Genomic DNA, 14,279 nt, shown 5'->3' with positions numbered 1-14,279 from the left:
AGTGTGTTATGACTACACCATGGCTAGTTGAGACCACATTAACCAGTGATTTAGTATCTATGGTGCCATTACGCCTAGAACATGCTGAGGCATTAGTAGAGGCCGCCTCTGACGGTGAATTATGGAACTTATGGTATACTTCCGTCCCCTCAGCCGACACGGTGCACAGGTATATTGAAAAAGCATTACAGCAGCAACAAGATGGCACTGCTTTACCCTTTGTCATCATTGAGAATGCAACACAAACCGTTGTTGGTTGCACACGTATTTGTAATGCCGTTGAACAACATAAACGAGTTGAAATCGGCTACACTTGGTACGCCAAACGTGTCCAGCGAACCGCAGTGAATCGTCAATGTAAACTATTGTTATTACAACTGGCTTTTGAGCAATTAAATTGCATTGCGGTTGAATTTAGGACCCATTGGCATAATGTAAAATCAAGAGCAGCGATTGCAGGACTTGGTGCCAAACAAGATGCCGTATTACGTAATCACCAGATAGGGTTAGACGGCACAATAAGGGATACTGTGGTGTTTTCCATAATTGAATCTGAGTGGCCTGTTGTAAAACAATCCTTGTCCTTTAAAGTAAAGCGTTAGTTATTCTCAATGAACTAGTTACGCTAGCACATAACTTTCCTGATACTCATATTGTTTAGAAGTTTTGTGACAGTGAATAGCGAAGTTAACTCACGTTCCAATAGGTTAGTAGCGACGCTATTCTTCCAGCTTTTAACTGGTTATGGTACACAGGCTTAACGTCTCTGGAATTAGACGACTACTGGCTTTAGCTGTCTATTTCAAATTCGTAAATTGCCATTGACGTGCGGCGTGTTCAGGTAATGGTTTACTGTAGAAATACCCTTGTACTAAGTAACATTCGTTTAATTGTAAAAAGTCTATTTGTTCTTTTGTTTCAGCCCCTTCGGCTATGACTTCCAATCCTAATTTTTTGGCCATGGCGATGATAGCGCCGGTGATCTCAACATCATTAACATCATGCGGTATATCTTGGATAAATGACCTATCAATCTTAAGGGTATTGACAGGGAAACGTTTTAAATAACTCAGAGACGAATAACCAGTACCAAAGTCATCAATGGAGATCTGAACACCAATTTGTTTCATTTCGTGTAACTGCAAAATGGCATCTTCAACATCCGCCATCAGATACGATTCCGTTATTTCCAATTCAACCAGGTTTGGATCAACATTATATTTTTTGATCAGTAACTCTATGGTTTCACTGCAGGTTCCTGACTCAAACTGACGTGCGCTAATATTAATAGACACAGGGACTTTGTTATCTAAACTGCTGACAAACTTAATGGCGTTTTCCATTACCCAGTCACTGATCTCTAATATCAAATGGCTTTGTTCAGCGATGGGAATAAATTTAGCCGGCGATACAAAACCTAAATCGTCATCCATCCAGCGTAATAAGGCTTCATAACCAACAAGTTGTTGTTTATGAAAGTCAACTTTGGGCTGATAATATAATTCCAACTTATCTTGGCTTAACGCCTTAGTTAGTGCCAGTTCAATATCTAAACGCTCTTTGACTGTGTCATTTAATTCTTGAGTAAAAAAGTTAAACGTGTTCTTACCATTATTTTTGGCTTCAAACATCGCCAGATCTGCATGCTGTAATAATATCTCTGCATCTTTAACGTCATCATTAGACAGCGTGATACCTATACTTGTGTTTATTTGCACGCTTTGATCTTTAATCTTAAATGGCTCCGCAACTAAATTGAGAATGGTGGTTGCCGTATTCAAAATACTTTGTTCAGAGTCACCCATGCCTATAATAAGCGCAAATTCATCACCGCCCATACGAGCCACAACATCTTCTCGGCGTAAGCGTTCGGTTAAACGTTGACCTAGTTGAGTTAGGATTGAGTCGCCGCCTTCATAACCATATTTATCATTAACGCGTTTAAAGTCATCAATATCAAAGTGTAATAAGGCAAAGTTAAAGTGGCCGCGTTTATTCATCTCTACAAATTTTTCTAACTGGGCAACAAAAAAGCTACGGTTAGCTAAATTAGTTAATTCGTCGGTGTAAGCTAACTTTTCAATTTTGCTTTGGCTGTCTTTGATAAACGATATATCTTGTAACGACACTACATACTTAGTTACGTGTCCGTTATCATCTCTCATTGGTGTTATTGTGGTATTGACCCAAACTTGGTTTTCAGAGCCAAACTCCTTTAACACCAGTTCCCCATGCCAACTTTGTTTTCGTCTAATATCATTGACTATCTGCTCTGGAATAAATGCCATCAGGTTATGAATGTGACTGAAAAAACGAGAACCTAACACGATATCTCGGTCACAATTTAATAGCTTTAACGACTTACTGTCGACAAAACCAATGGTGAAATCCAACTCTAAAATAAGAACTGCATTGTCTGAATAACTAACTGCTTGAGCTAATGCCCGGTTCTCTTCAACTTCTAATTTTAATTGTTCTATGGCAATTCGTTTACCTTCTAAACGGCTACTAAAACGATCAAACAAATGATTTAGTTTATCGTTAACTTGTGCAATTTCATCTTCACCATTGATGTGTTGGCGTAAGTCTAGATGGCCGTTACTCGCTCGGGTTATTAAGTTTGCGGTTTGTCTTAAACGTATTGATACATAACGTCTAGTTAACCAAATAGTCATAAAGAACAAGATGGTAAGTAATATGGCTATGATTGATAACATCTTCATCAACTGTTGATTGGCATGTTGCAACATCACTTTTTCAGGAACATAACTAACCACGGTCCAGTCATTTAGAGGAATATCTTGCACAACGGCAAAAACTTTATTACCCCAATCTGTGAACTGATAGATCTCTCCACTTTGTTTATCAAGGGTAATAAAATCAACGATTGATGAACGTACAATTGAGTTAGTCCGTTGTAATAAGTGTAAGTTGTCATTTTGACGAATTAAACGTGAACCATAATCAGGATGAAATACTAAATTGCCGCTAGCGTCATAAATGAATATTTCTGAACCATTTTGAGACTCTTTTAATTTGTTCCGAAGTTCATTAATGACATTATCGACATTAATTGCACTGGCAAAGATACCTACTGATTTACCATCCACCGCTATCGGTGACATATAGAATGATAACCACTGTTTAACTAGAGGTTCAAAAAATAACGAACTCCATGTTCCTTGTTCAAGACTTGGCTCATCCGCAGATATTTGATCTCATGAATTCTTTTTGTTTACGTCGAATGTCATTGGATATCTGCCAATTTTCGGGGGCACTGTGTCGCACATCAAGGCCATTGGTCATAAAACTGATGACTACATTATTACTGATTAAAGGTAAAACAATTTGCCAACTTTGTTCAATGCTTAAATTGTGTTCTGATGACAATAATTCTTCGAATAAAGAACCTAAAACTTGCGTGTTTTGTTGATGATTGTGTAATTGATTATCAAACAATCTTGCTATGTATTCTGACTGTTTGAGTAAATTATTAGTAACTAACTGAGTAGATATCTTTTTTTCATTTTTAAAATAAAGAGTTGCGGCTAACAACATAAAAATACATAAGCTGGTCACAATAATGAAAGTAATTTTAAAGATGATGCTTCTTGAACTTAATACGCTCACAAATGATGTGCCCTATTCGGAATATGATAGTTACCGTCAAACTATGTTTAACCTAGACTAAAACATACTTATACCAATTGAGAAAATTTATTCAATGGCTATTATCCAAAGATAGCGTTAAATTTTAAACTAGGTTAATTTATATCAATATTGATGTCTTATTATTCTTTTTATGCTGGATTTATGCATTTAAATTAGAGTTTTTACCCAAATAAATGATTGACATTAATTCCAAACAAAAATAGATTGGAATGCATGAAAACAAATACTTTCTTTTTAAATTTTACATTTAGACACTTTTTTCTATTTACACTTTGTAAATAGGAAGGTGGACTTGGTGTGTTAAAAAGAAACCAATTCTAAAACCTTCCACACGGAAGGTTTTTTTATGCAAGTAAAAATGATTAAGGCTAACAAGTGATTGAGTTATCGGAATTAAGACAAGATATAAATGAAATAGACAATGAGTTAATGATTTTACTGGCTAAACGTCGTCGCATTTCTCACTTAGTAGCAGAAGCTAAAATTCAGCAAAATAAACCTGTTCGTGACATCAAACGTGAAGAGCAAATGTTAGTTGAATTGATCAATGGCGGAAAATCACTTGGCCTTGACGGTTATTATGTAAAACAAGTTTTCCAAACGGTAATTGAAGATTCGGTATTACATCAACAAGCGTTATTGCAAAAACACTCAAATGCAGCTTCTAGCCACTTGCCTATTAATCGTGTTGCTTATCTTGGTAGTCAAGGTTCTTATAGCGACTTAGCGACTCAAAAGTACTTCTCTAGACATCCGTCTGAATTAAAACAATTAGGCTGTACCAGCTTTAATGAGATCATAGATACGGTAGAACAAGGCAAAGCCGACCATGGTATTTTACCAATCGAAAATACGTCTTCAGGCAGTATTAACGAGGTTTATGACTTACTGCAACACACCAATTTATCAATCGTTGGCGAGCTGACACACCCGGTTAATCACTGCATGGTGTCTGCGGTTGATACTAAACCAGAAAAAATTAAAAAGTTATTTGCCCACCCGCAAGTTTACGCACAGTGCAGTAATTACTTAAACCAATTCCACGATGTAGAAATAGAATACTGTGAAGCATCATCTGCCGCATTTGAACAAGTGAAAAATGATACCTCTGGTGAGTTAGCTGCATTAGGCAGCGGTGAAGGCGCTAGGTTATATGGCTTACAAATTATTGCCGAAGCCTTAGCTAACCAAAAAGAAAACTACAGCCGATTTATTGTGTTAGCACCTAAAGAAGTCTCGGTATCAACACAAATACCAGCGAAAACAACGTGGATTATGTCTACCGAACAAAAACCAGGTGCGTTAGTGGATGCTTTATTGGTGTTAAAAGAACACAAGGTGAATATGTGTAAATTGGAATCTCGCCCAATTACAGGTAACCCTTGGGAAGAAATGTTTTATGTGGATGTCCATGCTAACTTACAAGATAAAAACCTTGCGAATGCAATTAGAGATCTAAGAGCATTAACCCCATACCTAAAGCTGTTAGGTTGTTACCCAAGTGAAGATGTGCAAGCCGCACAAGTAACAATCGATTAATCAAATGGTCAATCTATTAGGGCGTTTTTCGAGTCTTATAAATGAAAAACGCCCAATAGATAAATTAAAACACAATTCAATTTACCGCCAAACTCATGCTTAATGAGTCTCATCGATAAATTGCTTTGTTGCTTTTAAATAAAACCTTTGTTGCTGGAACTCAATAACGGCTACCACGTCAACAAAAATGCCAGTATCCCATTCAGGCCCACCATCAAGTCTATAATGAGACTCAGAACTAGTATCTTGATATTCTTGTTTCTCTAGTTGCTCTGAATACCACACCTCATCACCGTTAATAATATAAACAGCCTCCAAATTAAAGTCAGAAAAATTTGTATAATACTGTTCAACTAATTTCAGGCTCATTTTCAGCGAACTATCTGACGAATTTCCAGGCATAAAATCACGCCATAGAAATGTATCTAACTTGAGCAACTTTTCATTAACATTTAGTTCTTCATTAACTAAGTCAAGTTCCGAAAAAGTCAGTTTGTCTGCTTGAATTAACTCTATGTCACTGGAATACAATTTAGATAAATGTATTTCATCATCATTACCGCTGCTGCATCCCAGCAATAAAATTATAAATAAACTAATTATCAGCAATCTCATTACCTTTCCTTCAATACTAATCACATTATCAAATAATCTTAATACGGACCTGTCATGTTAGTCGGATTAGACCAATATGTTTGCCACACTAAATTGTCACGGATGTAATAAAACACATCACTATGGATAACACTTCTGTCTCCCCAACTGCCATAATAATTTGAATCTGTCGTTAAGTTACCAACATTATTGAGCACTCCGCCATTATCTAAACTAACTTCCACCATTTGCATAGACTGGAAATACTGCCAATTTAAATCACCATTTGATGCAATACTTCGTTGCCAACCAGATAAAGGAAATGAAAATTTAAAATTGGTGTCATCAACTTTCAGTTGAGTTAACGCATGGTAGTCCCACTCTGCTACGGACGATCGGTTCTCATACACTAAAGTCGCTGCCACAATAGGGTTGTTGGGGTTAGATACGTCGTACAATTCTGCTTTAGCCCCTTCTGTAAATTCCTGCTCAGTGGCATTGACTAAACCATTGGTATTAGGATCAATTTGTTGGCCAATACCTAAAATAAAGTTGTCATTTAATGGCTGTAAATAACCAGAGTACCCTGGAATTTCAAGTTCACCGGCAATAACAGGGTGTGTAGGTTCGGATAAATCAATGACGAATAAAGGATCGGTTCTTCTAAAAGTGACAACATAGGCTTTGTCTGCAAAATAGCGTACTGCGTATATGTCTTCATTTGGCTTACCTATTGGCGCTGGATTTTCATCATTCGGCAAGGTGGCAACGGTTTCTAATTGCTGTTGCTCATTACTTTTAAGTACAAATAACCTATGTACTCTATCATTATTATCATTTAACACATTGTTGTCCGAGGTAACTACGCGTAAGAACTCATCACGTTCACTAAACCTTAAGTGTGAGTTATTCCAAGCCAAGTGACCTAATACTGAACCTGAAGCCGCATAACTTATCTTGTCATCATTTAGTGCAAATTGATGGATCACCGTTTTATATTGATTGTTTTCTTGCTCGAATATTCGACCATACAAATACAAATTATTTGGTGAAGCATACAAACCATCTAATGGGGCAATGACACAAATTGAATTAAATGTTTCAGGATCATTTAGGTCAAAGGTGGTTAATGTGGTTATTTTGTTAAAACCCGTTTCATCAAGGGTAGAATCAGGTACATAACATTGGTCAATATCCACCAATGACTCAGCGCTGCTTCCTTTTTTTGTGATGGTAGGTAATAAATCCGATATATCGGTATCGAGTACGTCTTGATAAAGAGATTGCATTTCATAGTCAGAGGACAAGTCGCGGGAATAAGTTGAAAGTTCTGGCTGATATGCACTGACGATATAGACTTTATTGCCAATTCTTCTTGAAGAAAGCACGTGCCCATCAATACTGTAATTCACTAATTCTGTCGGGGTAGCATGATCCGTTACGTCATTTATGTTTACCCCAAACGCTTGCGGCTGATACCAATAAGACTCTGCCGCAATTCCAACCACACTATTACCGCCTGCGGTAGTTAAATCATCAACTTTATTTTTTGAATAAATCGCCATCATACGCTGATCATTAAGGTATAAATCGGAAAGATAATTTGCATTTTTATCTGTTGGAATAATGGCAACTTCAAGCAAACTGTCATCGCTTTGCTTATCTAAAACACGGATGTGTGGAGCTTGGTCTCCTCCTCCAGAATAAATATCTCTATTACTTGCTAAATACATAGTCTTGCCGTTGTACTTAACACGATCGCTTTCAGCCACACCGGTTTCTTGCGTGGTGGTGCCAGAGAATCGGGTTGCACTATTATCCGCAGAAACACTTTCCGCTACTGCAACTGGCTCTTCACATTCATTACAAAAGTATTGAGTGTATGAACGAGTGCTGGATAAAAACACGCCATTTTTAATCACTAATTCAGTTTTATTTACATCGCTTTTTACTAATTTATTCCCATCCAGTTCCATCTCTTTTAAGTCATTATGATTTAAAACATGATTATTATTACAAGCGACTAACGTTGCTACTAAAAGGCTGACTAAGATTTTTATTTTCATTTTTTTGATTCCAGTTAAACCGATAGCATTAAACTTTACTCTAATAAATTTTGTAGACTGTTGTGATTTGCAATCAAATGTTATCAATTGTAACCCGGCTATAGTATTGCAAAACTTCGTGTTAAATTGAGCGCCAAGTTATCATTAAACAAAAATATAATGGCTAAAGTCCTTCTCCTAATAATTACATTCACCTTTGGTATTTGTTATTCAGTTTATGCTGATAACGAAGTCAACGACACTGAAAATCTAAAGATAGATCAGTTCAATATCAGCTTGTCTTTTGGTATCGGACAACGAGATCAGTTTGTCGTCGGTCAAGACGATTTAAAACTCTATTTAGCCCCTTCAATAAGTTATTACAGCACCCATTTATTTTTTGATAATGGCACCTTAGGTTATACCTTCAGCGAACAAGCTCAATGGGCTGTCAGTGTCATCACTGAATTAAATCCGTATGCTAAATATTTTAATCACAACCATATTAGCAACAGCTTCTTAGAATTTTCTGAGGCAGTTCCAAGTCCGGATTATGAAGGCGTATTAGATTCAGCAAGTGGTGATCAGGTGATTACGCCTAGTGACAATGAATATCTTATCCTGACCAAAAAGGTCACTACCGAGTTAATGAGAAAAAAACGTATCTCGTTGGATGGCGGCATTCAATTGAATTATTTTCTGGGGTCCAATCAAAGAATTGATTTCAGTCTTTTACATGATATCTCTGACTTGCATAATGGATACAGATTTGATTTGAATTGGAATATGGGCTTTCAGTTTGCTTTATATGGCCAACAACCTTGGCGAGCTAAGTTAGGTTTAGGCTTAGATTACTTAGACGCTAATTCGGCCAACTATTATTTTGGTTTCTCAGATGAAAATTTAGAAACATCGTATATAGAACCATACCATCCAGGTCACATTATGATCCCGGCCATCACTCTAAATCTCAGCCGGAAGATAACAAAACATTTATCTTTGATGTTGTATTTCAAACATCAAAACCTGAATGCCCAAATATCCAAAAGCCCGGTGATAACATCAGATCAGATCAATACAAGCTTTATAGGGTTAACCTATGTGTTTTAGTTTTGTATCAGATTTTCAAAAACATATTCTCATCCCTTTCACTTTATTACTGTTTTTTTCGCCTTATGGTTTCTCTTTAGAACAAGGTTTGCCTAAAGCTAATTCAACTGAAATTACGATTGAGCAATTTGAGATACGGCCATTAATATGTATTACTCAAATGTTAGGAAACAATTGCGAATTAAAAATCAAACTTAACTGGCGCAGTAACATCGATTCAGATTATTGTGTTTATCAAGAAACGCGATTAATTAAATGCTGGAAAAATGCACGACAAGGTCAACATAAAGAAACCTTAACAATAATAAAAAACACCAGTTTTAGCTTAAGATTAGAAGGTAACCAAGTAATACTGGCGCAACAGAATATCAAAATTAATTACACTCATAGTGATACTCATCGCCGACGGTTACGGTCACAATGGAGCATATTTTGATGAAACACATCTTATTAATCGAAGATGATTTAAGACTCGCCAACTTAGTGCAAAATTTCTTACATCAGAATAGCTTTAAGGTAAGTTTATTAAATAGTGGGCAACATGCAGTTACTGAAATTGCTCGTCTGCAGCCCGATTTATTACTGTTAGATATTAATTTACCGGACAAGGATGGATTTACGATTTGCCGTGAGATCAAGCAACAATTTAATAACCCTATCTTATTCCTCACGGCCAGAGACAGCAGTATCGATCATGTAATGGGACTGGAAATTGGGGCTGATGATTACATCATTAAACCTGTAGACCCACATGTATTATTAGCCCGAATTAATCTAATTTTACGTAAAGTTAACAACAAAGATCAGCTTACGCAAAATGAATTAACCTTTGGTCAACTCACCATCAATAAACAAGCTCGTACAGTAAGTTTGGCCAATAAAACGATAGATTTAACCACGCATGAGTTTGAATTATTATGGTTGTTAGCCCGTTTTGCAGGAGAACCTCAAAGCAGAGAGTCTATCCACAAATCTATGATTGGTCGCGAATACGATGGACTGGATAGGACCGTTGATGTACGTGTTTCTAGGTTAAGGAAAAAGCTAAATGATGACAGTAACAAACCTTTCAAACTTGTTACCGTTTGGGGCAAAGGGTATATGTTCTGCCCTAATGCATGGGATAACTTATAAATGTTGCGTTTATTTTTAAGCTTATACTTTGCAATATGTTTGGGGTTAGTGATTATAAACTACGCTTCTAGCTTTTTATACCAACACCTGCAAGATCAGTTTTATACTGACAAAGACAATGAACTGAATAACTTATCACAACTGGCATCGGCATTTTCCCAACTTAGCCTCTCGCAAATACAAGATTCCATCCCTTACGATGCTCAACTAATAGAGGCTGAAGATATGAGTTTGCAGCCAGAACAAACAAGCGCCATTGACTCCGGGAGTGTGATCTCTTTATTTGATAATCAGCAAAACTTAAATTTATATGTAAAACATCAGCAGCAACAATTATTAAAAATTGGGCCGATAAAGCTGTCTAATTCTTCAGCAGAACTTGCCAATGGCATCATTATATTCTCTTATCTGATCTTAGCCGTCTTTGTTTTAATATGGAGCCGGATATTATGGCGAGATTTGACCACGCTGAAAGTCATGGCGGAACAGGTTAAACAAGGTCAGTTTACTCCCAATACCTTAATCAAAAAACAATCTGTAATTTATCCTATTGTGAGTTCGTTTAATTTAATGGCCAGCAAGATAGAGCAATTGATATCAAGCCAGAAACAAATGACACAGGCCATCAGTCATGACATTAAAACCCCATTAGCCCGATTAAAGTTTTCTTTAGCCATCTTAAACTCGCAGCCTCAGTTGATCACAAAGACCACTGACGAGATGCTGCAAGATGTTGAAGAAATTGACCAGTTAACCTCAGAATTATTGACTTATGCACGGTTAGAAAACAAACAAGTCCTTAAAATTGAGCAAGTGGATTTACAGCAGCTTATGCATAATACAGCGGACAAATTGAGTCGAAACTCAGACCTTACATTAGACATTAATTGCAACCAGGCCAATGCCTTTTATTGTGATGGTCATTTAATAGAACGATGTTTGCAAAATTTAATCACTAACGGATTTAAGTATGCAAAATCAAAAGTTAAGGTGACGCTGATAACACACAACAAACAACTAACGTTAACCGTGGAAGACGATGGTGAAGGGATTCAAGCTAAACATCATAAAGCCGTATTAAATCCATTTAACCGAGTGGACAACAACACTTCAAAAAGTGGATTTGGTTTAGGCTTAGCTATCGTTAATAAGATAGTTATTTGGCACAGCGGTCAGTTACAAATTAGTAGTTCAAGTATGGGCGGTGCGTTAATTACTATTACAATCCCAGACCACAGGTATTATCCCTCCAATAAAATGTAACGAACAAGCCAAATAAAAAAGGCTTACCTTGCGGTAAGCCTTTTTCCAATGATTGTAAATTTATTTGTTATAACGAATAGGTGAATTTTCTGTGGTATTCACTTCCGTTTTTAAATCTTCTACCGAGTAGTTAATTTCCGTTAACGTGTCTTTTAAAGACTGCATATCGATTTCACTGTCATACTTACTGCTGATTGTTTCCAATAATTTAGTCGCAGCTTTCAATTTGTTTATCGAGGTTTTAATTTCCGTCATTTGCTTAAATAGGGATTACCTATCTCTCAGTGTTATTTTGATACGCTTAGTATGGCAAAGTATTAAATTATCTTTGTGCGATATATCTCAAAGAAGCTCTCGTTTTAGCTATTTATCACTATTATTTCTGTGATATGGCTGATCTTCACAATATGGCGTTAACTCATTTAACCTTTTTTGGATATCACGGACAAAAGCCACTTTTCTGTTTTTCACTTCAGGATGGTATAAAGCATCTTTATAGTCATCGACGCTCACCACTTCCATATGCGTTTTTATTTTTTTAAATAATTTAGGTATTGCCTGACCAGGCACTTGAATATGATGTAAACCGCCACTGTAAACAAACAAAATATCGCCACTGTCTATTTGTTCAATAATATCGGCCACGCCAGCTCTCACCGACATAGGTTTACCATGTTTATCAAAACCATCATGCCGGCGCATACGCCCTTCCGGCAATATAGCAACAATGGAGTCATCATTAATTTGAGTTAAGAAGTTGCGCCAAGACGCGTCACGTTTACGACTAATAGGTACTACACCAGGCACTAATGCATGAAAAAACATACCTACTAATGGCCTTTTTGTGGTGACATCTGCCACAGGAACTAACATATGACGGGCTATTCGCCACAAAAATGAAAACGGCGCCAACCTAACAAACAAGGCTTCATAAAGGCTAGTGTGGTTTAACAACACCACAAGTTTAACATTATCTAACTGTTTAAATTGTTTTTCACTCAACCACTTAACTTCAAACTTATAAAAAATGTGAGTTAGTATTTTGATTGTCGACATCACAATAAAACTAAACATCTGAGCAAAACGATTGGCTCGCATTAACCTACCTTTGGAATTCATTATAAAATCAGAGCGACGTATTTAACATTGCTCTTGGTTGTATTGCAAATAAGAATCTTTACCCTGCGCTAAATATTGGTTTAATGATTTATCTGGTGCTTTTGGTAAGTCGACACTTAACAGAAGTCCAGGAGTATCATTAAAGCTCTTATCAATACCGATACAATAAAAACGCGCCCCCATCTTTTGATAATGTTTCATTAATATTGGGATATCTTTATTGTCGCTTTCAATGCCCATTACTAACTTAGATAACATGGACTGGGTTGCCAATCCTTTTTGCTCTACAAAATACTCGGATAATTCTGGATGGGCTGGGTGTTCAAACGGTACTTTTGCTGTCACTTTATTAGTTGGAGTTAATGCCAATTGGTTTATACAATGTACACTCATAGGCGAATACAGTTTGCTTAAAGAAACAGTGCCATACAAGGTACGGTATTGTGGGTGCCTCACTACAAACTCCCCTATACCACGCCATAATAAGAATAAACCGTAAAAACTTTTTTGGTGTTCTGGCACCAAAAACGATCGCCCCATTTCTAAACAAGGTTGTTGCTGGTTAATGAACTCAGCAGAAAAGTTAAACATTTTAGCTAAATACAGGTTATTAATATCACCATTTTCAAGCAATACATCCGACTGTCCCATTCGATATGCACCAATAATTTCACCATCAGCATTGTTGTAAATAAAAAGATGTAAATAACTGGCGTCAAAGGTGTCGGTATCACAAGCTTGCCCTGAGCCTTCATTATATTGACGAAATACCACTTCTCTTAATCGAGTGATCTCTTTCACGACCAACGGCATCTGATCTTGTTTACCGTAATAAACTGAAAATGACTTATAGTCGACCAAATGCTGCGTTTCTGGCAAATCATCAATTTCTAACTTGAGCTGTTGTTTATCAGCTGGCTTCATAATTGGTGAAAATTCAATAACCTTATCTTCTGGCCACCCTTGTTGCTGTTTAGGGTCTAGTAAATAAGTTTGTAGTCTTAAATAATCATTTAATGAAGTAACATCATCAAACTTCCCTAGCAATTTACTGGTCAGTATATGACCTACATTTAATTTAATTGGTTGTCCTTTATGTTTCAACATTTCACGAAATAACATGATCAATTTCAATCGGTAATAAACACGTCCCATATTGATAAATAATCGGCTGTTGTGACCTTCGATAAAAATTGGCAAAACAGGTGAAGATGTTGTTTTAGATAACTGAGCCGGTAACCTATTCCACTGACCATCACAGATACGTTGTTTCTCTGGTCTGTAATAACTGACTTTTCCAGCGGGAAATATCAATAACACGCCACCTGCTAATAAGTGTTGTTTACATGCTCGAATACCTTTGCCATTTTTAGGATCGGACGCGGACAAAGGGTTTATAAAAATAAAATAATCTCGTATTTCACTAAACATAGATAACGCATTATTGGCCAGCACCTTTACATCCGGACGTATTTTCTTTAACTCATGCGCTAAAGCAACACCTTCTACACAACCAAACGGATGATTAGCTACGATGATCACACTACCCGTTTTAGGTACTTGTGCAAAAAGCCCCTGAGTTCCTTGTACTTCTATATTTAACGACTCTAAAAATAACTGAGAAAACTCCTGTGTTGCCTTGCCTGCAAGTTGTGACTTTTGATAAAAACGCCTAACTTTATGGATGCCCATCAGCCTATCTATAAGTGGGGACAACACCTTTAACCAAGGTTTGTTCGAGTCGAGAATACTGGCAACACTTATGTTTGATATCATTTTTTTCATTATATTTAATTGATAGGT

Annotated in this window: 13 protein-coding genes; 6 read left to right on the top strand and 7 right to left on the bottom strand. The window is 36.7% G+C overall.

Annotated elements, in window-relative coordinates; all coding sequences use genetic code 11:
* Window positions 1–8: 8 nt before the first annotated feature.
* Window positions 9–602, top strand: a complete 594-nt coding sequence (locus RT723_RS16150) for a GNAT family N-acetyltransferase (protein WP_315948141.1) — start codon at window positions 9–11, stop codon at window positions 600–602.
* Window positions 603–797: 195 nt separating this feature from the next.
* Here the strand turns inward: RT723_RS16150 and RT723_RS16145 are convergent, their stop codons facing one another.
* Both RT723_RS16145 and RT723_RS16140 read right to left on the bottom strand, forming a co-directional pair.
* Window positions 798–3,125, bottom strand: coding sequence for a bifunctional diguanylate cyclase/phosphodiesterase (locus tag RT723_RS16145; RefSeq protein WP_315948139.1), 2,328 nt, complete (start codon window positions 3,123–3,125; stop codon window positions 798–800).
* A 73-nt stretch (window positions 3,126–3,198) separates the two neighbouring features.
* The gene (locus RT723_RS16140; protein WP_315948137.1) at window positions 3,199–3,630 is read right to left on the bottom strand and encodes a hypothetical protein; all 432 of its coding nucleotides are present in this window, start codon (window positions 3,628–3,630) and stop codon (window positions 3,199–3,201) included.
* A 420-nt stretch (window positions 3,631–4,050) separates the two neighbouring features.
* On the opposite strand from RT723_RS16140, the gene pheA reads away from it, so the two are divergent.
* Entirely contained in the window at window positions 4,051–5,211 is a 1,161-nt protein-coding gene (gene pheA, locus RT723_RS16135) for a prephenate dehydratase (RefSeq protein WP_315948553.1), read from the top strand.
* Window positions 5,212–5,310: 99 nt separating this feature from the next.
* On the opposite strand, the gene RT723_RS16130 is transcribed toward pheA, so the two are convergent.
* Both RT723_RS16130 and RT723_RS16125 read right to left on the bottom strand, forming a co-directional pair.
* Window positions 5,311–5,826, bottom strand: a complete 516-nt coding sequence (locus RT723_RS16130) for a hypothetical protein (RefSeq protein ID WP_315948135.1) — start codon at window positions 5,824–5,826, stop codon at window positions 5,311–5,313.
* Window positions 5,827–5,864: 38 nt separating this feature from the next.
* Entirely contained in the window at window positions 5,865–7,871 is a 2,007-nt protein-coding gene (locus RT723_RS16125) for a beta-propeller domain-containing protein (RefSeq protein WP_315948133.1), read from the bottom strand.
* A gap of 159 nt (window positions 7,872–8,030) precedes the next feature.
* On the opposite strand from RT723_RS16125, the gene RT723_RS16120 reads away from it, so the two are divergent.
* The 4 genes from RT723_RS16120 to RT723_RS16105 are packed head-to-tail and all read left to right on the top strand — an operon-like array spanning window position 8,031 to window position 11,357.
* Window positions 8,031–8,960, top strand: coding sequence for a MipA/OmpV family protein (locus RT723_RS16120; RefSeq protein WP_315948131.1), 930 nt, complete (start codon window positions 8,031–8,033; stop codon window positions 8,958–8,960).
* Window positions 8,950–9,396: a DUF3019 domain-containing protein gene (locus RT723_RS16115; RefSeq protein ID WP_315948129.1), complete on the top strand. Its 447-nt coding sequence runs from the start codon at window positions 8,950–8,952 to the stop codon at window positions 9,394–9,396. The genes RT723_RS16120 and RT723_RS16115 overlap by 11 nt, the downstream gene beginning before the upstream one ends.
* Complete coding sequence (locus RT723_RS16110) at window positions 9,396–10,094, top strand: response regulator (protein WP_315948127.1); 699 nt, start codon at window positions 9,396–9,398, stop codon at window positions 10,092–10,094. Before RT723_RS16115 ends, RT723_RS16110 begins: the two co-directional genes overlap by 1 nt.
* Window positions 10,095–11,357, top strand: a complete 1,263-nt coding sequence (locus tag RT723_RS16105; protein WP_315948125.1) for an ATP-binding protein — start codon at window positions 10,095–10,097, stop codon at window positions 11,355–11,357. It begins immediately after the preceding gene.
* A gap of 60 nt (window positions 11,358–11,417) precedes the next feature.
* Here the strand turns inward: RT723_RS16105 and RT723_RS16100 are convergent, their stop codons facing one another.
* The 3 genes from RT723_RS16100 to RT723_RS16090 all read right to left on the bottom strand — a co-directional run bounded on the left by RT723_RS16100 (window position 11,418) and on the right by RT723_RS16090 (window position 14,252).
* Complete coding sequence (locus RT723_RS16100; RefSeq protein ID WP_315948123.1) at window positions 11,418–11,612, bottom strand: hypothetical protein; 195 nt, start codon at window positions 11,610–11,612, stop codon at window positions 11,418–11,420.
* Window positions 11,613–11,720: 108 nt separating this feature from the next.
* Window positions 11,721–12,455 (bottom strand): 1-acyl-sn-glycerol-3-phosphate acyltransferase, encoded by a 735-nt coding sequence (locus RT723_RS16095; RefSeq protein WP_315948120.1) that lies wholly within the window; start codon window positions 12,453–12,455, stop codon window positions 11,721–11,723.
* 42 nt (window positions 12,456–12,497) lie between these two features.
* On the bottom strand, window positions 12,498–14,252 hold the full coding sequence (locus RT723_RS16090; protein ID WP_315948118.1) for a bifunctional lysophospholipid acyltransferase family protein/GNAT family N-acetyltransferase: 1,755 nt from the start codon (window positions 14,250–14,252) through the stop codon (window positions 12,498–12,500).
* Between the last annotated feature and the right edge of the window lie 27 nt (window positions 14,253–14,279).

Origin of the sequence: Psychrosphaera aquimarina, assembly GCF_032461525.1 — a bacterium.
Taxonomy (GTDB): domain Bacteria; phylum Pseudomonadota; class Gammaproteobacteria; order Enterobacterales; family Alteromonadaceae; genus Psychrosphaera; species Psychrosphaera aquimarina.
The sequence above is the reverse complement of the archived record's forward strand: the minus strand, read 5'-3'. Positions and strand labels throughout refer to the sequence as shown.

Bases quoted from the DNA above. Each gene is read 5' to 3' on its own strand.
- RT723_RS16150 (WP_315948141.1), top strand. From the start codon at position 9: ATGACTACACCATGGCTAGTTGAGACCACATTAACCAGTGATTTAGTA.
- RT723_RS16145 (WP_315948139.1), bottom strand. From the start codon at position 3,125: ATGTCACCGATAGCGGTGGATGGTAAATCAGTAGGTATCTTTGCCAGT.
- RT723_RS16130 (WP_315948135.1), bottom strand. From the start codon at position 5,826: ATGAGATTGCTGATAATTAGTTTATTTATAATTTTATTGCTGGGATGC.
- RT723_RS16125 (WP_315948133.1), bottom strand. From the start codon at position 7,871: ATGAAAATAAAAATCTTAGTCAGCCTTTTAGTAGCAACGTTAGTCGCT.
- RT723_RS16120 (WP_315948131.1), top strand. From the start codon at position 8,031: ATGGCTAAAGTCCTTCTCCTAATAATTACATTCACCTTTGGTATTTGT.
- RT723_RS16115 (WP_315948129.1), top strand. From the start codon at position 8,950: ATGTGTTTTAGTTTTGTATCAGATTTTCAAAAACATATTCTCATCCCT.
- RT723_RS16110 (WP_315948127.1), top strand. From the start codon at position 9,396: ATGAAACACATCTTATTAATCGAAGATGATTTAAGACTCGCCAACTTA.
- RT723_RS16105 (WP_315948125.1), top strand. From the start codon at position 10,095: ATGTTGCGTTTATTTTTAAGCTTATACTTTGCAATATGTTTGGGGTTA.
- RT723_RS16100 (WP_315948123.1), bottom strand. From the start codon at position 11,612: ATGACGGAAATTAAAACCTCGATAAACAAATTGAAAGCTGCGACTAAA.
- RT723_RS16095 (WP_315948120.1), bottom strand. From the start codon at position 12,455: ATGCGAGCCAATCGTTTTGCTCAGATGTTTAGTTTTATTGTGATGTCG.
- RT723_RS16090 (WP_315948118.1), bottom strand. From the start codon at position 14,252: ATGATATCAAACATAAGTGTTGCCAGTATTCTCGACTCGAACAAACCT.